Origin of the sequence: Streptomyces sp. NPDC091292 (genome assembly GCF_044757265.1) — a bacterium.
Classification (GTDB): domain Bacteria; phylum Actinomycetota; class Actinomycetes; order Streptomycetales; family Streptomycetaceae; genus Streptomyces.
In genome coordinates, this window is record NZ_JBIVUQ010000002.1 from 694,918 (window position 1) to 718,420 (window position 23,503).

Annotated in this window: 20 protein-coding genes; 8 read left to right on the forward strand and 12 right to left on the reverse strand. The window is 70.1% G+C overall.

The features are described 5' to 3' along the window. Nucleotides 1-15: 15 nt before the first annotated feature. Together ACIQNU_RS11175 and ACIQNU_RS11180 are read right to left on the reverse strand one after the other, a co-directional pair. Entirely contained in the window at nucleotides 16-1,062 is a 1,047-nt protein-coding gene (locus tag ACIQNU_RS11175) for a cytochrome P450 (RefSeq protein WP_401364146.1), read from the reverse strand. Nucleotides 1,063-1,168: 106 nt separating this feature from the next. After that, a complete protein-coding gene (locus ACIQNU_RS11180) occupies nucleotides 1,169-1,249 on the reverse strand; it encodes a tryptorubin family RiPP precursor (protein WP_401364266.1) in 81 nt (26 codons plus the stop codon). A 272-nt stretch (nucleotides 1,250-1,521) separates the two neighbouring features. Between ACIQNU_RS11180 and ACIQNU_RS11185 the strand changes: the two genes are divergently transcribed. The 5 genes from ACIQNU_RS11185 to ACIQNU_RS11205 all read left to right on the forward strand — a co-directional run bounded on the left by ACIQNU_RS11185 (nucleotide 1,522) and on the right by ACIQNU_RS11205 (nucleotide 3,359). Next, on the forward strand, nucleotides 1,522-1,713 hold the full coding sequence (locus ACIQNU_RS11185) for a hypothetical protein (protein ID WP_401364147.1): 192 nt from the start codon (nucleotides 1,522-1,524) through the stop codon (nucleotides 1,711-1,713). A gap of 331 nt (nucleotides 1,714-2,044) precedes the next feature. Beyond that, a complete protein-coding gene (locus ACIQNU_RS11190) occupies nucleotides 2,045-2,329 on the forward strand; it encodes a hypothetical protein (RefSeq protein WP_401364149.1) in 285 nt (94 codons plus the stop codon). 70 nt (nucleotides 2,330-2,399) lie between these two features. Continuing rightward, nucleotides 2,400-2,660, forward strand: coding sequence for a YlcI/YnfO family protein (locus tag ACIQNU_RS11195; protein ID WP_401364151.1), 261 nt, complete (start codon nucleotides 2,400-2,402; stop codon nucleotides 2,658-2,660). A gap of 2 nt (nucleotides 2,661-2,662) precedes the next feature. Next, complete coding sequence (locus ACIQNU_RS11200) at nucleotides 2,663-3,034, forward strand: toxin Doc (RefSeq protein WP_401364153.1); 372 nt, start codon at nucleotides 2,663-2,665, stop codon at nucleotides 3,032-3,034. A 73-nt stretch (nucleotides 3,035-3,107) separates the two neighbouring features. Then, nucleotides 3,108-3,359, forward strand: a complete 252-nt coding sequence (locus tag ACIQNU_RS11205) for a hypothetical protein (RefSeq protein WP_401364156.1) — start codon at nucleotides 3,108-3,110, stop codon at nucleotides 3,357-3,359. Nucleotides 3,360-3,459: 100 nt separating this feature from the next. On the opposite strand, the gene ACIQNU_RS11210 is transcribed toward ACIQNU_RS11205, so the two are convergent. The 3 genes from ACIQNU_RS11210 to ACIQNU_RS11220 all read right to left on the reverse strand — a co-directional run bounded on the left by ACIQNU_RS11210 (nucleotide 3,460) and on the right by ACIQNU_RS11220 (nucleotide 12,530). Next, nucleotides 3,460-6,825 carry an ATP-binding protein gene (locus tag ACIQNU_RS11210; RefSeq protein ID WP_401364159.1) on the reverse strand — a complete coding sequence of 1,122 codons (3,366 nt, stop codon included), beginning with the start codon at nucleotides 6,823-6,825 and terminating at the stop codon, nucleotides 3,460-3,462. A 210-nt stretch (nucleotides 6,826-7,035) separates the two neighbouring features. Continuing rightward, complete coding sequence (locus ACIQNU_RS11215) at nucleotides 7,036-9,999, reverse strand: FG-GAP repeat domain-containing protein (protein ID WP_401364161.1); 2,964 nt, start codon at nucleotides 9,997-9,999, stop codon at nucleotides 7,036-7,038. After that, nucleotides 9,999-12,530 carry a S8 family serine peptidase gene (locus tag ACIQNU_RS11220; RefSeq protein ID WP_401364164.1) on the reverse strand — a complete coding sequence of 844 codons (2,532 nt, stop codon included), beginning with the start codon at nucleotides 12,528-12,530 and terminating at the stop codon, nucleotides 9,999-10,001. Before ACIQNU_RS11220 ends, ACIQNU_RS11215 begins: the two co-directional genes overlap by 1 nt. Nucleotides 12,531-12,754: 224 nt before the next feature. Between ACIQNU_RS11220 and ACIQNU_RS11225 the strand changes: the two genes are divergently transcribed. After that, entirely contained in the window at nucleotides 12,755-13,969 is a 1,215-nt protein-coding gene (locus ACIQNU_RS11225; RefSeq protein WP_401364267.1) for a cation:proton antiporter, read from the forward strand. A gap of 93 nt (nucleotides 13,970-14,062) precedes the next feature. Beyond that, nucleotides 14,063-14,788, forward strand: coding sequence for a DsbA family protein (locus tag ACIQNU_RS11230; RefSeq protein WP_401364167.1), 726 nt, complete (start codon nucleotides 14,063-14,065; stop codon nucleotides 14,786-14,788). Nucleotides 14,789-14,834: 46 nt separating this feature from the next. Here the strand turns inward: ACIQNU_RS11230 and ACIQNU_RS11235 are convergent, their stop codons facing one another. The 7 genes from ACIQNU_RS11235 to ACIQNU_RS11265 all read right to left on the reverse strand — a co-directional run bounded on the left by ACIQNU_RS11235 (nucleotide 14,835) and on the right by ACIQNU_RS11265 (nucleotide 21,355). After that, nucleotides 14,835-15,206, reverse strand: coding sequence for a hypothetical protein (locus tag ACIQNU_RS11235; RefSeq protein ID WP_401364270.1), 372 nt, complete (start codon nucleotides 15,204-15,206; stop codon nucleotides 14,835-14,837). 171 nt (nucleotides 15,207-15,377) lie between these two features. Continuing rightward, complete coding sequence (locus ACIQNU_RS11240; protein WP_401364170.1) at nucleotides 15,378-16,625, reverse strand: hypothetical protein; 1,248 nt, start codon at nucleotides 16,623-16,625, stop codon at nucleotides 15,378-15,380. Next, on the reverse strand, nucleotides 16,622-17,254 hold the full coding sequence (locus ACIQNU_RS11245; protein ID WP_401364172.1) for a TetR/AcrR family transcriptional regulator C-terminal domain-containing protein: 633 nt from the start codon (nucleotides 17,252-17,254) through the stop codon (nucleotides 16,622-16,624). The genes ACIQNU_RS11240 and ACIQNU_RS11245 overlap by 4 nt, the downstream gene beginning before the upstream one ends. A gap of 27 nt (nucleotides 17,255-17,281) precedes the next feature. Further along, nucleotides 17,282-18,100 carry an SDR family NAD(P)-dependent oxidoreductase gene (locus ACIQNU_RS11250; protein WP_401364174.1) on the reverse strand — a complete coding sequence of 273 codons (819 nt, stop codon included), beginning with the start codon at nucleotides 18,098-18,100 and terminating at the stop codon, nucleotides 17,282-17,284. 191 nt (nucleotides 18,101-18,291) lie between these two features. After that, entirely contained in the window at nucleotides 18,292-19,161 is an 870-nt protein-coding gene (locus ACIQNU_RS11255; RefSeq protein ID WP_401364177.1) for a calcium-binding protein, read from the reverse strand. A 221-nt stretch (nucleotides 19,162-19,382) separates the two neighbouring features. Next, entirely contained in the window at nucleotides 19,383-20,981 is a 1,599-nt protein-coding gene (locus ACIQNU_RS11260) for a succinic semialdehyde dehydrogenase (RefSeq protein ID WP_401364180.1), read from the reverse strand. Continuing rightward, on the reverse strand, nucleotides 20,978-21,355 hold the full coding sequence (locus ACIQNU_RS11265; RefSeq protein WP_401364183.1) for an ester cyclase: 378 nt from the start codon (nucleotides 21,353-21,355) through the stop codon (nucleotides 20,978-20,980). Before ACIQNU_RS11265 ends, ACIQNU_RS11260 begins: the two co-directional genes overlap by 4 nt. A gap of 215 nt (nucleotides 21,356-21,570) precedes the next feature. Here ACIQNU_RS11265 and ACIQNU_RS11270 point away from each other — a divergent pair, with 215 nt between their 5' ends. After that, on the forward strand, nucleotides 21,571-23,322 hold the full coding sequence (locus ACIQNU_RS11270) for an AMP-dependent synthetase/ligase (RefSeq protein ID WP_401364273.1): 1,752 nt from the start codon (nucleotides 21,571-21,573) through the stop codon (nucleotides 23,320-23,322). Nucleotides 23,323-23,503: the final 181 nt, after the last annotated feature.

Sequence of the window (23,503 nt, forward strand, 5' to 3'; positions counted from 1 at the left end):
CGGTGTCCCCACCGGTCACACGGACTTGACCAGCCGTACCTCGTCCACCCCGAGCAGCCCCAGCAGCGGAACCTTGGCAGTGCGCTGCCTCGGGTCGATCACCAGGCCGGCGGCGCGGATCCGGTCGAGGAGGAGTGCGGCGAGCGGCATGACCAGGTGGCGTCCCCAGCAGCGTTCCGAGGCATGGCCGAACGGGAGATAACCCGGAGTGTTGTCGGGGTCGAGGGCGTCCCAGCGTTCGGGGCGGAACTCGTCCGGGGCCTCCCACAGCGCCGGATCACGGTGCGAGAGCAGCGGGAGCAGCAGTACGTCGTCGGCGGAACCGATGCGGCTGTCGATGGCCGGGTACTCCGGCGAGGCGTTGCGCAGGAGGTTCCATGACGGGGGCAGCAGCCGCAGGGACTCGTGGATGATGTTCTGGTGCGAGGTGTCCTCATGGAAGGGCGCACCGAGCCAGAGCGCGTTCGCGACGAGCGTCGAGACGGTGAAGCACACCGGGCTGGCGGCCCTGCGGTAGATGCCCATCGCATAACGGCGGTCCTGGTACCGGGTGGCTTCGGCGGCGCGCGCCGCGAGTCCGGTGAGCGCGTCGCCGGGCCGGGGCCAGCCGGGCAGCGCGGCACCCACCGCGATCACCGACCAGGTGAGTTTGGGCGTGAGTTCGAGGTTGCGGCTCATCAGGAGGCGCAACCGGCCGGGGTCTCCGCCGAGAATCAGGTCACGCAGGAGCAAGTGGCCGGTGAGCGGCCAGGGGCCCGTCAGGTCCATGTCATCGGGCAGGGGGCGCTTGAGGGCGTCGCGTACGTCACCGCCGATGGTCCGCATCACCGACGAGGCATCCATCCGGGAGATGGAACGCCCTTGCAGCGGTTTGAAGGTGGGCCGTTCGGTCTCCGTGGCCCGCCGGGAGGCGAGGATGCGGTCGGTGACCTCGGGTCCGGCGACGCCGATGGTGTCCGGTTCGAGCCGGAACACGTCCTGGCCCAAGTGGTCCCGGAGCAGCGCGGCCAGCCGCGGCGACAGCACGGTGGTACGGGACTGTGGCAGGGAAAGCAGCGACATGGCGTTCTTCCAGGCGTACGAGAGAGGAGGCACCCCCGTCGCACCGGGTCGGGAACGGCGCCGGTGCGACGGGGGTTCTGGAAGGGCGGGCTCTGTACCAGTGGGCTCAGTACCAGATGTACCAAGCCTTCGACTTCAGGCTCTGCCGCTCGGACACCGCGTTGCGGATGGCGAAGAGAAGCTTCATCACTACACACCTCCTTGTGGACTGTCGCCGTGGGACACACGACACAGTGAGTGCGGTTCCCGTCACGATGCGTGGTCAGTCGACGGTCGTGCCCGTCCACACCAAAGGGGGTTCACTGCTCGAATGGGCTTTCCTGGACAGGAAAGATGACCGAACGGGTCCGTACCGATCCGTGGTGAAGCTCAGGAGGATGATCGACGCTCCCTCCGCTCCTATTCCTACTCCCACTCCCACGCCCCTGCCGGCCGCCCACGCTTGGGTACGGTAGGTCCATGACCACACCCCCCGAGCCGTTCGCTCCGGCCGAGATCACGCGCGCGGAGTGCCGGGGCTGCGGAGCCGAGGTGCACGGGCTCAACGGCCGGTACGCGTGCGGGGTGTGCGGGTGGGTGAATCACTGGGCCGAGGGTTCCGCGGAGCTGCCCCGCGCGGAGGACGACTCGGACTACCCCGGGCGCCGCTAGAGACCTTCGAGGCGCAGGGCGTGGTCGTGGGAACATGAGTGGCCATGATCGAGGTGCGCACAGTTGCCGGGGGGTCGGTGTGAGACGCGGTGTGGGATGGGCGGCGCCCGTGGTGGCGGTGGCGCTGCTGAGCGCGTGCGGAGATTCCGGAGTCAAGGCGTGCACCATGATGAGCGCGCCTTCCGGGATACGAGTCGACGTCCCTCCCGAACTGGCGAACAGGGTGGCCGACGCGACACTGACGGTCTGCTGGGACGGCACATGCCGGAAGAGGACGATGCGACCACCGGAGGCGCGGTCGGATCAAGCGGCGACCCCGGGCAACCCCGTCATGACCACGGAATCCGCCACCACCGCGGAAACCCCGGCAGAGCCGACGCCCACGCACAAGCCCCGGCCTGCGCGTTGGCCCCACTTCGTGGAGATACCCGACCTCCCTGGAAAGCCGGTGGACGTGACCCTGGTGTTCAAGGACGAGCGAGGCGCCACCGTGCTCGACCGGCAGAGCAGCATCACGCCGAAGCTCACCTATCCCAACGGCCGCGACTGCGGCCCGGACGGCCGCCAGGCGCGTCTGACGGTCACGTCCACAGAGCCCGGCGCCACCGGAACATGAGTATCAGCCGTATCGGCGCGGTTCCGTGGGACCGGTGTCGGCGCTGTACGGCCTGCAGTACGTTCGGAGTATGTCGAAGCCAGTGACGATCAGAGTCCCCGACGAGCTTCACACGCAGCTTCAGGCGCGCGCCGCAGCCGAAGGTACGACCGTCACCGCACTGATCACCGAGGCCGCGCGGAACGCCGTCCGCGATCCTCGCCTGGAGGGTGCCGCGGAGGTCTTCCGCGCTTTCATCGCGAACAATGCGCCCGCGTTCGACGCGGCCTTCCCCGATGACGGCTCCGACCGGCCGTCCGACCGGCCGGACCCCTCGCGACGGGTCGCCTGACCTTGGACCTCCACATCGACATCCGGTGGCTCCTGGAGCGCCAGGCCGAGATCCTGCCCAAGCAGCCATCGGTCCACGACTTCTCCAACCTGGTGGCGGCCGTTGCCCGGCATCGCGTCAACACCCCGCAGGTCGGTGCCACCGTCGACAGCGCCTGGCGTGCGGCTGCGCTGATGCACGCGGTCATCCGGCTGCAACCCCTCCCGGCCCGCAACGCCCTGTTCGGCTCGGCGGTCGCCGTGGCCTACATGGACGCCGCCGGAGAGGGCATCAACCCGCCGTACGGTGCCCTCATCGACCTCGCACGCGACATCGGAGCCGGCCGAACCGACGCGTACGACGCCTCCGAACGCATCCGCTCCTGGCGGATCTGACCCCGACCCGGCCTCATACAGGGGGGCTTGCCTTGACCGAGCCCCCGAGGTACGGCAGGAGTTGCTGAACCTCATGGGGCTGATCGGTGCGATGCAGCCCGGCCACGAGGACCGCACCGATCACGTCGTCGCCCAACTCGGCGACGGCGAGTTCGCGACGGGCGCGATGTCGCTCGTACCCCCCGAGGTGGCCGCCGATCCGGCCAGGCTGCGCGCGATGCGGGACAGGATCGACGACCAACAGCGGCAGCGCCGCAGCGACGAGCGGGAAGTCGAGGGCATCGCCCGAGCGAGCGGGATGGACACGGACAACGACGACGTGTGACGCGATGCCCGGCGCCAGGCCCGGCCCACGCAACGGATGAGACTCCGCAGAAGGTCAGGACGGTTTTCCGACGGCAAGGGAGACCGCACCGGCACTGCTGTCACGCGCCCCGCGATCCTCCCGTTGCGTCGCCCGCCAGAGTGCGCGCTTCCGCCACCCGGCGCGTCCCCGCGGGGTAGGGCAGCGCTTCCGCCAGGGACTCGGCCAGTGCCAGTTCGGCCTGTCCCTCCGTCGTACGGCCCAGTCGGGACAGGGACGCGCCGAGCGCTATCCGGGCTTCGACCTCGGCGAGGCGCTCTCCCGTGCGTACGGTCCGGTCCACCTCGCCGAGCGCGCGCCGCACCGCCGACTCCGCCTGGCCCGAAAGGAGTTCGCTCCAGGCCACCGCGACCGGGGCGTCGTCCGCGAAGCCACCCAGCGCGTGCAGCGCCTCGTCCGGGCGGGCAGCGGCCAGAGCGAGTTCGGCGCGTGCGGTACGCACCTCGAACTCCGCCTGCCAGTCACGCAGTCCGGCGGTGAGCGGCCCCACACGGTCCAGGAGACCGGCCGCCTCCACCACATCACCCGTACGCGTGCGTACGCGGGCCAGCGTCGCCAGTGCGTAGGGCAGACACCAGGCGTCGTCCGCCTCGGCGCCCGCGACCGCCGCCTCGGCGAGGGGACGGGCCGTGTCCGGCTCCTCAAGGAGCAGCCACAGTTCGGCGAGGTTGGCCCGCTCGAACGCGGCGGCCGTGGGATCGCCCGACTGCTCGGCGAGGTCCAGTGCGCGCTGCCCGATGGCGACGGCCTCCCGCAGCCGCCCGGCGCGCCGGGCGTTCTCGCGGACGGTCGACAGCACCGTGCCGAGAAGCGTCGGATCACCGTAGGACTGGGCCGGTGCGACGGCCAGATCGCCCGCTTCGCGTGCCTGGTCGAGGTGGCCGGCCAGGCCCAGGTTGGTGGCCTGGAGCGCGTAACAGCGGGCCACCAGGCCCATCCCGGGGGTTCCGGGTACCTGGCGCGCGGCCGACAGGGCGTGGCGCGCGGTCGCGTGACCGTCCTCGTGCCGCCCCTGTACCCCTTGAATGAGCGCCAGTGCGAGGAAGTGTCCCGCGGCCGGCTCCGCCGCGGTCTCCGCCGTCACCGGGTGCGCGTGCAGAACCTGGAGGCCGGTCTCCAGGGCGCCCGCCTTGACGAGTGTCTCGGCCAGCCGCGCCGCCGCCAGGATCTCGTCGTCGTGGTCGCCCCGGCGCGCGAACTCGGCAAGCGCGGCGCGCAGCACCTCTGCCGCCCGCGCGAAGTCGCCCATACGGCGCAGCACTTGGGCGTGGGCGAGTCGCGCGCGGGCCGCGTCCACGTCGAGCCGGGCGACCAGGTCACGGTAGTAGCGGTCGGCGGTGTCGTTGGCGTACAGGGCCGCGGCGCGCTCGGCCGCCCGCCGCAGGTACTCGGCGGCGCGGGGGTCGTCGGCGCGGGCGAAGTGCGAGGCGAGGGCGTCCACGGCGTCGGGGCGCCGGCGCAGCACGGCCTGCGCGAACGCGGTGTGCAACTGTCTGCGGCGCACGGAACTCAACTGCTCGTAACAGGTGAGGCGGACCAGGGGGTGCCGGAAGGCGAGGCCCGCCTCGGGGCGCCCGGCCACCACGACCTGCCGTTCCTCGATGAGCGCGGCGCTCAGCGCCCGGTCGAGGGCGTCGGTCGCGGCGGCGGCCGGGACCGCCGGGCGCAGTCCGTGCGCGGCGACGTCGAACAGCTCGGACAGCGCCACCTCACCGCCCGCGACGGACACCGCCTCGACCACCCGGCGGGTGTCCCGGTCGAGCCGCAGCAGGCGCTCGCCCACCAACTGGCGCACCCCCTCCGGCGCGTCGCCCCCGGCAGGAGCACGCGCCAGCTCGACGGCGAACAGCGGATTCCCCAGGGAGAGTTCCCAGACCCGGTCGCCCCCGCCGCCCCTGCCGTCCCCCTCGGCCCGATCGCCTCCGTCGCCGACGTCCCGCGCCACCGCCAGACACGCCTCCCGGTCCAGGCGACCCACCTCCTCGCGTACGGCGAGACCATGGCGCACCAGCGACGCCAGGCCCGCACGGCGCGGATCGGCTTCGGGCAGCTCCTCCTCGCGGCAGGTCACCAGAAAACGCAGCCTCGTTCCGCTCGTGGCCGCCGACCGGCGCGCCAGATGGCTCAGCAACTGGAACGAGCCGATGTCGGCGGCATGCAGATCGTCGAGTACCAGCAGCACCGGGGAGGTGGCGGCGAGATCGCCGAGCAGCGCCGCCGTCGCCCGGAACAAGCGGTCCCGTTCCTCCTCGGGGCTGCGCCCGGTGGCCTGGACGGACTCCCCGAGCGAGGGCAGGAACGTCGCCAACTCCGGGTGTTCCGCGCCGACGCGCGCCCGTTCCGCGGCGTCCCGCTCGGCCAGCCATCCGTCGAGCACCTCCGCGAAGGCCCCGTACGGCGTGTGCCCTTCCGCGTCGTGGCCCCCGCCCCACAGCACGACGGCGCCCTTGGCGGCGGCCCGCCGGGCGACCTCGCCTACCAGCCGGGTCTTGCCGACGCCCGCCTCGCCGGTGAGGAGCCTGACCGGGGGGTCATGCGCGGAGATCAGTCGCTCCAGCAGCGCGTCGCGACCGCGAAGTGGTGTCGCGGCCGGTCTGCGCAGGGGCGCGGGCAGCGCAGGGGCGGATGCCGGGGGAGCGGGCACGGCCGCCAGCGCGGCCCGGTGCAGCCGCTCCGTGTCGGGCCCCGGCCGCACGCCCAACTCCGCGTCGAGCGCGTCCCGGCACACCTGGTACTGGCGCACCGCCCGCCGCCGCAGCCCCTGCATCAGATAGGCCCGCATGAGGAGTTGGTGCGCCCGTTCCTCAGCCGGACCGGTCGCGAGGACCTTCTCGGCGGCGGCCACGGCCGCTTGCGCGGCGCCGCGCTCCAGATGCGCGGCGGCGAGCCCGAGCAGCAGGTCCTGCCGCAGCCCGGCCAGCCGGTCGCGAGGGGACTCCGCCCAGCTCGCGTAACGGTCCTCGGGCAGCAGTTCGTCGGAGAACCGGGCGAGTGCGGCGGTGAGCGCGTCGGGGGTGCCCGAGGCGAGCGCGGCCTCCGCCGCCCGCTCCGCGTGGTCGGCGTCGATCCACACCGTGGCAGGGTCGAGCATCAGCAGTGACCCTTCGGACGTGAGGTACGACGAGGCGGTGCGCGGGGCGAGTTCGGGCTCCAGGGCGCGGCGCGCGGCATGCAGGGTGACCCGCAGGCTGACGGCGGCGGCCCGCGGATCGGCGCCCGGCCAGCAGATGTCCATGGCCTGGTCCCGGTGGAGCCGGTGGTGCGGTGCGACCGCGAGAAGCTTCACCAGTGTCCGGGCGCTCGGGCGGGCCCACCGCTCGGCGAGCGGCGGACCGTCGTCGCGCATCGCGCGAAACCCACCGAAGAGGTGCAGACGGAGCAGTGGCGCCGTGGTGCCGGTGCTGGAGGACGAGGGCCGCGGGTTCATCAGGAGCGCCACTGTAATCGAACAGGTTTTGGACGCCGCAGGCCATGGCTCGGAGAGTAGGCGGGTCGGCAGGTCGGAGGGGCGGCGGATACGAAGGGCGTCCCCATGTCCCGACGGGCGCCGGTGTCGTGACGGGCGCCGGTGTCCTGACGGGAGCCGGGTGTCTCGCCGGCTCCCCCCAGGACGGGCCGCGATGTGTCGCGTTGCGCGTCAGGACAGTTTGTACGTGGTCATCTGGTGGATGCCGTTGTCCTGGCTGAGGACGCGCGAGCCCAGCTCCTGCGCCATCCGGTCGTAGCCGCTGTCGTCGAAGTTCAGCGCGATCATCTCTTCCCCGCCGTCCCCGTCGAGGTCCGCGGCGAGATAGTTACGGCCGCCCATGAGGGTGGCACCGCCGACGCTCGGGGCGAAGATCTGCCCGGCGGCGAGGATCGACGGATCCCAGGCGGCCACCCCCGCCTCGGTGCCGCCGGCCAGCAGCCGCCGCCCGCCGGGGCCGGTGATGAACTGCGCCGTCCGCATGCTGGAGCTGACCGATGCGCGACCTTCCCGGCCGTCGGGACCGTAGACCCGGAAGGTGCCGAAACTGGTCTGGAGCAGCCCCTCGTCGCCGGTGAAGAAGTTGCCGTGCGACCAGGGGCTGCCCGAGACGTCCTGGTGCAGCACTTCGCCGGTGCGCCCGTCACGGATCTGGACGACGACATGCGAGCTGGCGGCGTCGGTCGAGCTGAAGTCGGGCAGGGCCTGGATGAGCCAGGTGTGGACGACCGCGTGCCCGTCCGCGTAGGGGATCTCCGGCGAGGCGAAGACGCCCTGGTCGAGGAGCGCGCCGTGCAGCTTCCCGTCCACGGCCTCGGCCGGCGCCTTCGGATCCGCCGTCCAGCGCACAGTCCCCTTCCTGCCGTCGAGCGCGACACCGTTCACGACCGGGTCGTCGAGGCCCATCGCACCGACGCTGGTGTACTGCGTGTACACCCGCCCGTCGCCGACGGCCGTGTCCGAGAAGACGACATCACCGGCGCTCTCCGGCACCGCGTACGTCCACAGCTTCCTGCCGCTTCCGCTGTAGACGCGCAGCGCGTCGGTCGGGACGACGATCTCGTCCTTGCCCGTGCCGTCGACGTCGGCGACGGTGACGGAGCGGACGTAGGCTCCCTTGCCGTCGATCGTGCGCAGGACCTTGCCGGTGCGGCCGTCGAGGACGACCGTCGCGGTGTCCGCCGCGACGACGATCTCGGGCCTGCTGTCCCCGGTCACGTCCCCCGTCTCGATGCGGTGCACCTGTCCGGCCACGGTGGCCTGCCACAGCTTCTTCGGGCTGCCGTCGAGCAACGAGGCGCCGGAGTAGGCCCACACGCCGTGCGAGGTACCGCCGACGACGACATCCTGCTTCTTGTCGCCGTCGAGGTCGGCCGCCTTCGCGTACGACAAGTCGCCCTGGAGCGGAGTCAGGTCCTCCTGGTGGCCCCAGCCGATGTCGAACTCGCGGATGTTCTGCTCCAGGTCGACCACCCGGATGCGCGTGCCGTGCCTGTCACCGAAGATCTGATGGAACATCGGCGAGGCAGTGGTGTCCTCGTGCTCCCAGCGCACGTCACCGTCGCCGGAGAACACCGTCAGATCGGCGATCCGGCCACCGCCCGGATTGTCGGCCGTGTCGAGACCCTGGTCGCTCTGCGAGGAGGCGACCAGGCGGCCGTCCGCCACGTCGAGACGCCATGTGCTCGCGCCGTCACGGGAGTTGTCGGGGTCCCGCTTGGTGGTGTGCGACCACAGGGCGGTGTCGGGGCTCGTGCCGTCGAGTACCCGGACCGTGCTCGCGTTCACGTACAGCGAGGGGTCGAAGGTGGATTCGGCGACCACGTACTCGGCCTTCTTGTCCCCCCGCAGATCCCCGATCGTCATGGCGGTGGGCACCGCGTTGTCGCGGCCGTCCAGCCTCGTGCGTGAACCGTCGCCCAGCGCGTACGAGACGATCTCGTACCGCATGCCATCCGTCGGGTCGGACTGCTCCAGGCCGATGAGCCGCTTGCGTGAGGCGTCGAGGTGCAGTTGGCGGCTGTACAGGGCGCTGTCGGTGTGCCAGGAGACGGACCCGTCGGCCGTGTCGACGACGAGGGTACGGCCGCGCGAGGCGGACGTGGCGGTCTTCCGCACGTCCCAGGAGACCGCGGCCCTGCCGTCACCGAGCGGTTCCAGGGCGCCCCAGGAGGCCGTGGTCTCCCCGGTGTCGTACGTCCACGTCGACGCCGGGGTCAGCGCGCCGCCCGCGTACGAGAAGCGGATCCCGCTGAGCGTCGCGGTCGCGGCGGCCGGGGCGTTCTGGTTGTCGTGCGGCGAGTCGGCGACGAGGACGGTGCCGTCGACGATCTTGACCGAGTGGGCGTACGCGTACAGCTTCGACCACAGTGTCCTGCCGGTCCTGCCGTCGAGGACCGTCACGAAGGTGCCGGTGGGCAGGGTGGAGCCGGGTGAGGTGAACGGCCGGTAGGGCAGCGAGCCGACGCTCGCCGAGAAGACGATGTCGGGTGTGCCGTCCCCGGTCAGGTCACCGGTGTCGTACCCCTGGTCGGAGGCGGGTGTGAAGGGGCTGACCGCGTTGTAGCCCATCAGGATGCGCGCCGGGTACGGCTCGGTCTGCCAGACGCGGGCCGGTTTGACCTGCCAGTCCGCGTACAGCGATGCGTTGGTGCGCTGCCACGCCGTGGAGCCGTCGGCCTTGTGGAGCTGCACGTTGCCGAGGCTGTGCACCGTGAAGTAGCCGCCGTCGGAGCCGGCCGGCACGGTGGCGCCGACACCGCGCACGCCCTCCAGTGTGGACTTGCCGGTGAAGGTGACGGGCGTGGACGCGTCGGTGCCCGAAGCTGTGCCCGCGGCCGAGTCGAGACCGGAGACGGGGGCTTCGCCCGATGTGCCGGTGCCGGTGCCGCTCTCGCCGTCGTCGTAGGACCGCGCCTCGTCACCGTAGACATCGACCTGCGCGTGCGCGGTCAGCCGCTCCGCCTGCTCGCTGGTCAGCTTCATCGCCGGACCGTCGTCGTCGGCGGCCCCCGCGTGCGGTGCCACGGTCAGTGCGAGGCCCGCCGCGACCAGCGCGGAGGAGAGCCGCAGGGCTCGCCGGGAGGTGGCGGTCCTCCGGGAAGTCCGGGTGCTCCGGGAGGTGCGGGCTGTCATCACTTGGCTCCCTGCGGTGCGATACGGATGGCCGAACCGTTGGTCAGAACCGGCTGGTCGAAGGAGTGGAGGAGGGCATCGGTACCGGTCTGGTTCTCGATGCCGACGGTCGCCTTGCCGCCGTTGCCCGGCACGGACCGGTACTGGAACGTGATGGCACCCGTCGACTCCTCGAAGACCGTCTCGAAGGTGGCGCGGTTCGAGGAGCCGTCGGCGAAGAGCACGTTGTTCCAGACCACCGCGAACCTGCGGCTGCCGTTGGTGCCGGTGGTGGCCGTCTGCACGCTCGACTTCTTGTCGAGGGTGAAGTCGTCCCAGAGGGCCGCGACGATGCCGTTCGGCTGCGCCGTGGTCGGCAGGGCCGTGTTGGCGTAGTCGCCGACGCGCGGTGCCAGGAAGTTGACCAGACCGTTCGTGGTGACGGCGGCGCTGGTGTACGAGACGCCGTACAGCTTCACCGGGAAGGGCAGCGCGATGTTCTTGGCGTCCTCGTCACCGCTGAGGGCGACCTTGCCGGAGCCGTCGATCCAGGCGTAGGTGGCCGGGGCGCAACTGTTGCCGGCGGTGTCGGTGCGGGCCGGGAGCCGGACGGTCAGCGTTTCGGCGCCGTCCACGGTGAGCGGGGTGTTCCGGACGCCGTTGCACAGCACGGGCGCGGCGGGTGCCGTGGTCAGCGTGTAGGAGCCCTCGGCGACCTTCGGCAGCGTGAAGTGGCCGTCGGCGTCTGTCGTCACCGCGGGCACCGGGACACCTTCGACGGTGACGGTGGCGCGGGCGAGCGGTTTGCCGGTGACGTCGAGGACGGTGCCGGACACGGTGTGGGCGGCCACGGCGTCGAGGGCGACGTTCTCGGACACGTCCTGGCCCGTGGCGAGCTGGAGCCCCTTGACCGAACCGATGGCGTAGCCGTAGGCGCTGTACGAGAAGTCGTAGGTGCCCGCGGGCAGCGACAGCCGGTACGAGCCGTCGGTGCCGGTGGTCACCGAGCGGGTGGTGTCGGCGTTCGTGGCCTTGACGGTGACTCCGGAGAGTGCGGTACCGGTGCCCTTGTCGGTGACCTTGCCGGTGACGGTGCCCGCGGTGTGCGGGGCCTTGTCGACCGCGGCGAGGATGTCGAGCTTGCCCTCGCCCCACACGTTGTTCAAACCGGCGGTGCCGCCGCAGTGTGTGTCGTCCACGTCGATCGCACCCTCGTCGAGCAGCGCGCGCGTCGCGTCGATGTCACCGATGAGGGAGGGCGCGGCCGACCACAGCAGGGCGACGGCGCCCGCGACGTGCGGGGTCGCCATCGACGTACCGTTCGAGTTCCTGTACGACGAACCCGGCCAGGCGGAGCGGATGTTGACGCCCGGTGCCGAGATGTTCGGCTTCATGGAACCGTCGACCAGAGACGGGCCGAAACCGGAGAAGGAGGCGATCTTGCCGTTCACGTCGTACGCGCCGACACCGTAGGCCGGCGCCTGGGAACCGGGCGCGTGCGCGGTGGAGCACGTCGTGCCGTCACCGTCGTTGCCCGCGGCGAACGCCTCGAAGATTCCCGCGGCGTTCCACGCCTCGACGATGTCCTGGTAGAACGTCGTGTCGCCGCCGCCCCAGGAGTTGTTGACGATGTCGGGGGCCAGATCGGGGCGCGGGTTCCGGCCGGTGTGGTCGGTCGGGGCGAGGATCCACTGCCCCGCGGCGAGGAGCGACGCGTCCGAGCACGAGGAGGACTCGCAGCCCTTGGCCGCGATCCACTTCGCGTTCGGGGCCACACCTATGCCGCCCTGGCCGGCCATCGTGCCCATGGTGTGCGTGCCGTGGCCGTTGTTGTCGCAGGGGACACCGCTGGTGCCGCACTGGCCGGTCGGGTCGTAGAAGTTGTAGTCGTGCGTGAAGGTGCCGTCGCCGTTCGTGCCACGGTAGTTCGCGACGAGGTCCGGGTGGTTGTACTGCACGCCGGAGTCGACATTGGCGATGACGATGCCTTCGCCGCGGTCGTCGTACTGCTGCCAGACCTGGTCGGCCTTGATGTCCTTGACACCCCACTCCGGGATGGCGTCGGCGCCCGCCGTGGCAGCGCCGGAGACCTGGCTCTCCGTCACGTCGAGTTTGTACCGCCGCTCCTTGACGATCTGAGCGACATCCGACCGCTGCTCAAGCCGCTTGACGAGCTTCGCGTCCCCCGTGACACGGACCGCGTTGGCGATCCAGAAATCCTGGTGGCCGACCTTCTCCTTGTCGAGGAAAGCGGTCAGCGAGCGCTGGCTGTCCTCGGCGTTCGCGCGCAGCTCCTGGTACGCCGACTTCGCCTTAGCGGCGTGCGAGCGCTTGCCCCGGGCGCCGGACAGGTCGGCCTGGTCCTTCAGGACGACGAAGAACGACGCCTCGCCCCCCTGGCCCACGGCCGTGCGCAGGGCCGAGTCGGCCTTCGGCGATGGTGTGTCGGCCGCGGTCGCCGCAGGCAGTGGTCCTGTCAGCAGGGTGGTCGCGGTGAGAACGGCCGCCGCCCACGCGGCGCGTCTGCGCCGGGGCGATGGGGACAGGTGCATCGGGGTGCTCCTCCGGAAAGGTTTGGGGGGAGCCCCGGACAGTAGAGAGGCGCCGTTACTCGGGCATTACAGGGCGGCCGGCGGGCGGGGCCTGTCGCCCCCCTCCAACGGCGTACGTCCGGTCGTGCGGGGGCGGGATCCGGGCGAGGGTGGTACTGGCCGTGCCGCTCCGTGCCGCCGGTCTTCGCACGTCGTCCGCGGGGAGAGCGAGCGGGGAGATCGAGTTGTTCCATCCCGGCACCCTTGTCCTGATCATGGCGGTCGCCGTCCTGGCGCCGTTCCTCGCGGATCTGACGGCGCGCCGGGTCCGTGTCCCGCTGGTCATCTTCGAGATCGCCCTCGGCATCGTGATCGGCCCCGCCGTCCTCGGCTGGGCGCACTCCGACCAGGTCATCGACGCGCTGTCGCACCTGGGTCTGGCCATGCTGATCTTTCTGGCCGGGTACGAGATCGACTTCGGGTCGGTCCGCGGTGCCACCCTGCGCCGCTCCATGACGGCCTGGCTGATCTCCCTCGCCGCCGGCATCGGGCTCGCCTTCCTGATCAGCGGCGGGGAGACCTTCAAGGCGTTCGTCATCGGCACCGCCCTGACCAGCACGGCGCTGGGTACGGTCCTGCCGATCCTGCGTGACTACGGCGACCTGCGCAGCCGCTTCGGCACGGTGATGTCGGCGTTCGGCGCGGTGGGAGAGTTCGGGCCGATCGTCGCGATGGCCCTCCTGCTCAGCGGACGCAGGCCGGGGGAGTCGACGGTCCTGCTCGTCGTCTTCGCGGCGATCACCGCGGCTGCCGTCGTCTGGGCGCTGCGGCCCCGCCCGCCGTGGTTCTCCCAGCTCATCGACAAGACCCTGCACAGCAGCGGACAGTTCGCGGTCCGCTTCGTCATGCTGCTGCTCGTCGGCATGCTGGCTCTCGCGGAGGTGTTCGGCCTGGACATCCTGCTCGGCGCGTTCGCCGCCGGCGTGCTGACCCGGCTGGTACTGCACGGCGCCTCGCCCGAGCACGGGGCGGAGGTCTTCGGCAAGGTGGAGGCTCTGGGGTTCGGCTTCCTCGTGCCGGTGTTCTACGTGGTCACCGGAGTCCAGTTCGACCTGCGCGCCCTGCTGCACGACTGGCGTGCGCTGGTCCTGGTACCGGTGTTCCTGCTGCTGTTCCTCCTCGTGAGGGGCGGCCCGGTGTACTTCCTCGCGCCGCGCGACCTCGGGCCCGGTGACCGTAAGGCCCTCCCCCTCTTCGCGTCGACCTGCCTGCCGCTCGTCGTGGCGATCACGACCATCGGGGTCGACCAGAAGGTACTCGGCAAGGACCAGGCCGCCGCCCTGGTCGGCGCCGCGATGATCTCCGTACTGGTCTTCCCGCTGACGGCGATGCGACTACGCACGGGCGGCGGCGAGAAGAAACGGACGTCACTCTCCTCGACGGAGTCGGAGGCGTGGTGACGAAGGGGACGGGTGTGCCTCGTGCTGGGAATGAGTGTGCGGTTCTTGTGTCGATGATCTAGGGTCGCGCTGTTCTCTGGGGAGGGGATGGCCATGGTGCGTGGGGGAAGTTCGGCCGTGCTGTGCGCGGCTGCGGTGCTGATGCTGGCCGGGTGCGGGCAGCGGGCCGCGGAGGCCGGGTACGAGAGTGCGGAGGATCTGCCCGAGCAGCTCCAGAAGGACGGCACCACCATCCTGGTGGGCGATCCGGGCGCGAGGGTGACCGTCCATCTGTACGAGGATCCGCGCTGCCCGGCGTGCCAGGAGTTCGAGACCAAGGGCGCTTCACCGAAGCTGCGGGAGGAGATGCTCGTCCGCCGGGTGAGAACCGAGTACACACTGGCGAGCTTCCTGGACGACCGGGTCGGCGGCAGCGGGTCGAAGAAGGCGGTCAACGCGCTGCGCGCCGCGCTGGAGGAGGGCAAGTTCGTGGAGTACCACGAGGTGCTCTACGCCAATCAGCCCGAGGAGAGCGTCGACGGCTACACCGATGCTCATCTCTTGGAGCTGGCCGGCGAGGTGAAGGGCCTGCGCGGCCCGGAGTTCGACGCGGCCGTGAAGAGCATGAAGTACCGCTCCTTCGTCACCGCCTCCGAGAAGGCGTACGAGGAGGCCGGGGGCGTACAGGAGCCCGAGGGGCCGGGGACGCCCACCGCTGTGATCAACGGCAGGCGGCTCCCGGCGGAGTACAACGGCCTGCTCTTCGACGGTCACACCTTCGTCAAACTGTTGCGGCAGATCCACGGCAAGCCCTGGGAGTGGGAACAGGCGGAGTTGTGAACCGTCGAACCACCACCAGGTCGCGTCGGGTGGCAGCTCTGAGTCCTCAACCGTGGATCGGGAAAGCTGCCTGGAAGGCCAGGCGTGCGTCGGCGGCCTCGCCGATGCGGGTGAGCACGGTGTCGAGGGCGATGAACAGAAGAGTCTGCCCCGCCGCCTCGTGTGCCGAGCCCGGCCCGGAGAGTTCGGCGAGGTGCACCGTCTTCCCCACGTCATGCGTCGCCGCCCCGAAGAGCACCGCCTCGCGGTCGAAGGCCAGAGCCGGGTAGTGCTGTTCCGACCATGCGACGAGTTGGTGTGCCACGTCATGGACGGCTCGCAGGTGAGCCGCCAGCCGGGGCGGACTTCCCAGCTCTGTCAGAAGCTCCGCGACATGGTCAGGCAGCGGGAGGAGAGGCGGGTCGGCGGCACCGCGCATCGCTTGCGACAAGAGGGTGTTGGTCGTCACCGCGCCAGGGTACTGACGGCGTACTGACGGCGAATTACCGTGCGGGTCCCGCCGCTGATACCCCACCAGCCCGCCCCGACTCGCCCGCCCCCCACTCCCCGGCCGCCATCCCAGAGCCGGTCGATGCCCCCGTAAGGGCGATCAGCGGAGTTCGACGGTGATGCCGACCCGAGTGAGCAGCCGCAGGACGTCATCGACGTACGGTGTCTCGCCCGCCGTGTCCACGTTCACCGACGCGAGCGCGCGTCGGGCCACTTCGGCGTCGTGCCAGACCAGCGTGAACGGCGCGTCCGGCCACTCCCCGCCGCACTGACAACCACGCAACGCCCCCCAGCACTGGTGGTAGTGGCCGCCAGGACCCGCGATCGCCTCGCCCAGTGCGCACGTCAGCGCTGATACGTCAGTGATGTGCCGTCCATCGAGATGGCGTACGAGGTGACGTACAGGGGTGGCTCGTGTCTGGTCGGTATCCCGGCGCGCGGCGGTGAAGAGGGCCCACTCGGCCCGGCCCTCGGGCGGGAACGCGGCCCACGAGCCGGGTTCGGTCGGCGGCCCGTCGAACCAGGCGTCCCATACCGGACGGGCCGTCGGCGCGGGCCGGACGCGGGGGCCCTCGCGCAGCCACAGGTCCACGAGCGCCCCGCCGAGCGCGGACGGGCGGGAGGCGACGACGTCGAGGGGCATGAATTCCTGATGGCGCATGACATGCCCGGACCGGTCCACGGCGAGGAAGGTCACCCGGTCGCCATCGGCGCGCGGGCGCACCAGCCGCCGCAGCAGCCGCTCACCGGGCTCGCAGCCGATCAGCCGCATCGGCGGCGCTGAGCGGAAAGGGCGGTCGGCGTACAGGCCCTCGACCCGACGGCACTCGCCCAGGCCCGCGCCGACCGCGCTGTTGAACAGCCTCCACAGGGCGTCCGCAGGCTCGGGGCGCTGCCACATCCCGCCCTCGACCTCGGCCTCGATGACCACGTCGACCAGCGACGCGTCGAGGGCGGAGGAGCGGCAGGCGAGCACGACGGGGGCGATCAGCTCCCAGTGGTGGGCGTCGAAGGCGTCGTAGTCCTTGTGGGGATCGGCTTCAGGGTCGGCGCCGGGCACGACGAAGTCCACGATGAGGCCGAGGTCCCCGAGGTCGGCGGAGTCGATGTGCCCGTCCGGTCCGACGGTCCGGTGGCGGGCGCGCTCGACCGCCTTGAGCAGCCGTCCGGTCGGGGCGCAGGCCACGAGGGTCAGCCGCTCCCGGCGCGGGGCCGGTTCGACGAACAGGTTCTCGGCGTCGGCGCAGTGCGCCCACACGATCCGTTCGCCGTCCCATTCCTCGCTGACCAGTACGTACTTGAGAGGGAATTCACGTTCCCAGGTCCAGACGGCCTCTTCGACCCTCACCGCGTACGCGCCCCCTCGTGCGTGGGCGTTGCCGCGGTGAGGATGAGGTTGAGGCCGTAGTCGAAGCGGGTGGAGAACTCGCCGCCGGCCAGGTGGGGCAGGACTTTGGCGAGCGCGGGGTAGGTGCGGGTGGTGATGGCCGATTCGACCCGGTCGGCAAGGGCGCCGGGTTCGGCTTGTTCCTCCTGGGTGAGGCCGAGGGTGAAGTAGATGATGGTCCAGCAGGTCCAGGCCGCGGGCTCGGGGTCGAGGGCGCCTTCGAGGAGCGCCGCGATCAGGGTTTCGGCGACCGCGAGGGTGGCGGGTTCGGCCGCGAAGGAACCGGCCACGACACGGGCACCGTCGCGATGGGCGAGGAGCGCGGCCCGGTAGCGGTGGGCCAGTTCGACCGTACGCTCCCGCCATGCGTCGGGCAGCCCGGTCAGGTCGATCTCGGCGAGGATGGCGTCGGCCATCAGATCCTGGAGCCGAGCCTTGGACTTGACGTGCCAGGAGACGGTGTTGATACGCACGTCCAGCCGTCGGCCGATGGCGCGCAGGGTGAGCGCGTCGAGGCCGGACTCCTCAAGGAGTTCCAGAGCCGCGCGGATGGTGCGGTCACGCCCGTCGGCGCTGTGTTCCGTTGCCATCAGGCACTTCTACCAGGTGCCTCGGGCTCAGAAGCCATGGGCGGCCTGCGAGACCTCGTCCCACTTCTCCCACTCCGCGATCCGGTTCCCGTACTCGGACCGCATGAGATCCAGCGGGCCCTTGCCGAAGAAGATCCGAAGCGGAGGCTCCGGGCTGTCGACGACGGCCAGGATCGCGTCCCTGGTCGCGCTCGGGACCGCCCGCCGGGCTGCCGGACTGATCGGCAGGTTCGCGCGGAAGTCGGTGTAGGCGGGGAGTGGTTCGGCGCGCTGCGCGGATGTGCCCTGCCAGTCGGTGGCGTAGCCGGCGGGCTCCACCAGCGTCACCTTGATCCCGAATCCCTTGACCTCCATCGCCAAGCTGGAAGTCAGCCCCTCCAGCCCCCATTTGGAAGCGTGGTAGAGCCCGAGTCCGGGCAGGGAGAACACCCCTCCGACGGAGGAGACCTGGATGAGGTGGCCGCTGCCCTGCTTCCGCATGATCGGGATCGCCGCGCGGGAGACCCACAGCGGTCCGAGGAGGTTGGTCTCGATCTGGTCGCGCGCCTGGCTCTCGGTGACCTCCTCCACCATCCCGAACAGTCCGTACCCGGCGTTGTTGATCACGATGTCCAGTGAACCGAAGTGCTCGGCCGCCTCCTGGACGGCGGCGGTCACCGCCTCGCTGTTCCGCACGTCCAGGCGGATCGGCAGCACTCGCTCTCCGTACGCGTCCACGAGCGCGTCCAGCGACGACAGATCCCGGGCCGTGGCGGCGACCCGGTCACCCCGCTCCAGAGCGGCCGTGGCCCACTCCCGCCCGAAACCCCTCGACGTCCCTGTGATGAACCACGTCTTCTGAGCCATTCCAGATCCTCTCCTTACCCGTTCCTTGGTCACTGACCAATAACACTCTAGGTCAATGACCAAGGTCGGGCAAGAGGTGACCCTCGTCCCTGACGCAAGCACGCGACCGGACGCAGGCAGCCCCAGCGTTGGGTGCGGGCCTCGGTCAACGCAGGGGCTGAAGAGAGCCCAGTCGACGACGGGAGTCCAGGTCAGTCCTGGTGCAGTTCATTGCGGCCGGGGCCGCCGGAGAGCTTGTCCGTGCCGGGGCCGCCCCACAGGACGTCATCACCGCTGTTTCCCCACAGCGTGTCGTTGCCCGCCTCGCCGTACAGCTTGTCGTTGCCCTTGCCGCCGTAGAGGACGTCCGCGCCGCCCTTGCCGTGCAGGACATCGTTGCCATCGTCCCCGTGCAGGTTGTTCTCCTCGCCGGTACCGGTCAGGGAGTCGTTCCCGGGTCCGCCGAAGCAGTCCTGCCCGCAGTGGGTGAGGATGTCGTTCCCCGGGCCGCCGTAGGAGCCGAAGCCGAACGGGCCACCGCCGCCGTCGATGCGGTCGTCGCCTCCCTCGCCGTAGAGCATCGCGGACGGCGAACCCTTGAGCACGTCATTGCCCGGACCCCCGTGAACCCCGGCCCATGCGCTGCTGTCCGGATCCAGCGTCGCGCTGTCGTCCTTGTCGCCGAGGTCGATGTCGTAGCTGTCGGAGTCGTCCGAGTTCAGCGGTACTTCGACCGCGCAGCGCACGACCGTGCGGTCGCCCTGTGTGGGATACGTGCACTCGTCCCAGGTCGCCGCACTCGCGTCGATGGTGATGTCGTAACGGTCGCGGAAGGTGAGGATGTAGTACGACTCGAATTCCCCCCGGTTTTCGATCTCTTCGCCGACCGTCAGCTTGTTCTGCTGGCCGGGAGCGGCCTTGTACCAGAGTTCGCTGTCGTCGTGGACGACGGTGGCGGTGGCTGTGGCCGTCGGTGCCGCCTGGGCGACGGGCGCCGCGAGGGCGGTCGCACCCAGGGCGAGGGCGAGGGCCGCGCTGGCGGTGAAGGTGCGGTAGGTGCGGTACGTGCTGTAGGTGCGCATACGGAAGTGGTCCTCCGGGATGTCAGTGCGCGGTAGTGCTTGTGGTCACCTGGTTGGACGAGGCGTCCGGCGGCGGAGTTGTGCCACCGATCATGAACAGCGGTGGACCGGGCAGTGACTGGGGCGTGGAGGTTCCGCGGGCAATGACTGACCTCGCCGACATCCCACAGGGCGCAGGGGAAGGGGATTCTCGCCGCTTGGCGCCGGCGGCAATGTCGTTCCTACGAGCGCGGAAGGCGCCGCATGAGCCGTAGCGACAGGGTCATGAGCCTCGCGTAACTCTCCATGGTCATGCCGTCCGTGGGGCCGAAGTGGACCAGGTGTTGCCGGGCCACCGACTGCGGTTCGGTGAAGCGGAGGATTCCTTCCTTGCCCTGGCGCCGTCCCAGACCGGACTGGCGCATCCCGCCCATGGGCGAGTCGATGCTCGCGAACGAGGCGGCGTACCCCTCGTTGATGTTGACGCTGCCCGCCATGAGTCCCCGGGCCAAGGTGCTCGCCCGACGGCCGCCGAAGAGGGAGGCGTTGAGACCCATGCCGCCGTCGTTGACCCTGGCCTGCAAGGAGTTCTCGTCGTCGAACGGGTAGACCGAGACGACCGGTCCGAATGTCTCCTGCAGGTGGCAGTCCATGTCCGGGGTCACGTCGGCCAGGATCGTCGGTTCGAAGAAGTACGGGCCGTACTCGGGCCGGGGACCGCCACCGGCGAGCACCGTCGCACCCTTCTGGACCGCGTCCTCCACATGGGCGGTCACCTTGTCCAACTGCTCCCGGGAGATCAGCGAACCCATGGCGTTCTCCCAGGACGGGTCCGCGGTGAACACCATCGCCCGGGTGCGGGCGATGAAGCGTTCCATGAAGTCGCCGTAGACGGCACGGTCGATGTAGATACGTTCGCTGGAGACGCACAGTTGCCCGGCGTTGGGGAAGGCCGCGCGTACGGCTCCTTCGGCCGCCTTGTCCAGGTCGGCGTCCCTCAGTACGACGAAGGCGTTCTTGCCGCCCAGCTCCAGCGAGCAGCCGATGAGCCGGTCGGCGCACTGCCGGGCCACGATACGACCGGTCGCGGACGAGCCGGTGAAACACACGTAGTCGGCGTGGGCGATGACGTCGCGGCCCACGGAGGGGCCCGGCCCGGCCACGATCTGCCAGAGGTCCTCGGGCATCCCGGCCTCGACCAGGAGCCGTTTCCCGATCAGGGCCGAGAGCATGGTGTGCTCGTCGGGCTTGAGGACCACCCCGTTCCCCGCCATGATCGCCGCCAGGCCGTCGCACGACGCCAGCGTGAACGGGTAGTTCCACGGCGAGATGATCCCGACGACACCCTTGGGCAGGTGGTGCACCCGTACGCGGGTCAGACCCGGAATCGCGCCCTTCGCGCTGTGACTGCGCAGATGCCGGCCGGCGGATCGGGCGTAGTAGCGCGCGGTGAGGCCGAGGTGCAGGACTTCGTCGAACGCGTGACGCCGGGCCTTGCCCGTCTCGGCGGCGATGACGTCCATGATCGTGCTCTGCCGCGCCACGATCAGGTCGTGGAAGCGGAGCAGTACGCGCGAGCGGACGCGCATCGGAACACGCGACCACCGACGCTGGGCCGCACGCGCCCGTGCGAACGCGGACTCGGTGTCCTGGGGTGTCGCGTGGGGCACCTCGGCTATCGCTTCGCCGGTGAGCGGGCTGCTTATGGTGGTTCGTCGGCCGCTGGTCGCCGTCGCTGCGACGAGGGTGACCAGATCGGCCACGAGCGGTGGGTCGAGCGCGACCGGGGCGAGGGCCGCGGAGCCGTCGCGTGGGCCGCTGGCAGCGGCAGCGCGGGTCACGGCGTGGCCGCCCGCATCGCCACCCCGTCGGCATAGGAGTGCTTCTCCTTCACCGAGCCGTTTTCGACGAGGACGAAGTCCATGAGGTCGACGTCGACTGGGCCGCCCGAGGCCGCTGTCCCGGTGAGCTTCAACTGGGCGACCCAGAAGTCCTCTCCCGCACGCAGTGAGACCAGCGTGAACACGAGATCGGGAACCAGGGCGAACGTCTGCGCCGCCGCTGCGCGGATCTCCGTCCGCCCACATGCGGGCGGCTGGCTCAGATGCAGATGGAACACCGAATCCTCGGTGTGCATGGCGGCGATCCGGTCGGGATCCCGGTCCTCCCAGCAGGCGTGATAGCGGTCGAAGAATTCGCGAGTAGTGGTGGTCATGGTCAGCTCAGCTCCTCCCATTTACAAACAGGCTGTCTGTATGTTCTGCCGCTTCGGCTCATTCGTCAAGGCGTCGGCGGGGTTTAGCTACCTTGCGTCTCCGTAGACAAACAAACAGTCTGTATGTAACTTGGGCGGTCGGTCGTCCTTCGAGTGGCTCGTCATGGGCCTCTCCCGTGAAAGAAGGTGGTCCCATGAGTAGCGGCTCGCGCACGATGGCGGACCTGGTCCCGCGCGCTGCGGCCCGGTACGGCGGAGGTACCGCGCTACAGGTCAAGCAGGACGGCGCATGGCAGTCCGTGAGCTATACGCAGCTCTGGGAGGCCGTGTCGGAGGTCGGCCGGGGCCTGCTCGAACTGGGCCTGCGTCCGGGCGCGAAGGTGGCCATTCTGGCCAACTCAAGGCCCGAGTGGACGTACGCCCACTTCGGAATCCTGGCCGCCGGTGGTGTGTCGGTGTCCGTGTACCAGACCAACTCGGCCGAGGAGTGCCGTTTCGTGCTGGAGCACTCCGGCGCCGAGATCGTCTTCGTCGAGGACGCGTGGCAACTGGACAAGATCACGGCGGTTCGGGAGCGCCTGCCACGACTGCGCCATGTCATCGCCTTCGACCCACCGCCCCACGCCTCCGATGCGTTGCCGCTGGATGAGGTACGCCGCCGGGGCCGGGCCGCCGATCCCGTGGCTCTGGAAGCCTGCGTCGCCGCGATCGGGCCGGAGCAGCCCTGCATCATCATGTACACCTCCGGAACGACAGGGGTGCCCAAGGGCTGCGTACTCACGCACGGCAACTACCGCCAGGTGGTCGATATGATCGCCGCCACGGGAACGATCGTTCCTGGGGAACGCGTCTATCTGTTTCTCCCTTTGGCTCACGCATTCGCGGCTGTCGTGCAGTTCCTGTCGCTCGATCGGGGAGCGTCGATCGCCTTCTGGGAACGGGATCCCGCGAAGATCATTCCCAATCTCATGGAAGTGCGCCCCACCTACTTCCCCTCGGTCCCGAGGATCTTCGAGAAGATGTACGCGCACGCGACAGCTCTCGTGGAGGATCCCGGGGAGTTGCGGACCGCGGTCGAGACCGGATTGCGCGTACGGGAACTGAACGCGGCCGGGGCGAGGGTGCCGGAAGAACTGCAAGCGGTGTTCCAGCGCTACGAGGAGATGCTGTACTCCAAGGTCCGGGAGTTCTTCGGCGGTGAGATCCGCCAGTGCACTTCGGGAGCCGCCCCCATCGCGGAGGAAATACTCGAATTCTTCCACGCGTGTGGCGTACCCGTGCTGGAAGCGTACGGCCTGACCGAGACCGCCACCGTCGCAACGGCGAACTCGCTCACGGACTTCCGCTTCCGGTCTGTCGGAAGACCGCTGCCCGGTGTGGAAGCCAGGATCACCGAAAGCGGCGAGCTGCTGCTGCGCGGCGGGAATGTGTTCAAGGGTTACCACAACGACGACGTGTCGACCGGTCAGGCCCTTGAAGGCGGGTGGTTCCACACGGGAGACGTGGCCTCGATCGACGACGACGGGTATGTCTTCATCACCGGCCGAGAGAAGGACCTCATCATCACCGCGGGCGGTAAGAATGTCGCGCCGGCGCGGGCTGAGAACGCGCTCAAGGAAAGCAGTTGGATCTCACAGGCGATTCTCGTCGGCGACCGTCGTCCCTATCTCGTCGCGCTGATCACCCTTGACCCCGAGGAACTGCACAACTACGCAACAGCGAACAATGTGACACCCGAGGAAGCGGTGAAATCACCGGAAGTGAGCGCGAGGGTCCAGCACGAGGTGGACAGGGTGAACGCGCAGGTGGGGCGCGTGGAGCAGATCAAGCGGTTCGCCATTCTGCCGGAGGACCTCACGGTCGAGGCCGGTGAACTCACGGTGAGTTTCAAGGTGAGGCGCGCGGCGGTCCACGCGAACCACCAGGAGGTGATCGACTCCTTGTACGCGGCCCCGCTGCCCGGATGAGGCGCGGTCGAGGGCAAGTCTGTGGCCGGGGGCGGGGGGCGGCCTATACTGATCTCCGCCTGGCCTAGGGCCTGTCGTCACATTCGCGTCGTTCGCCCGGTAGGGCGGGCCGTGCGGCGTCTGGTGCGTGCGATCGCAAGGCGCCGGAAGGTCCTCGTAGCGGCGCTACGTGGGCCTTTCG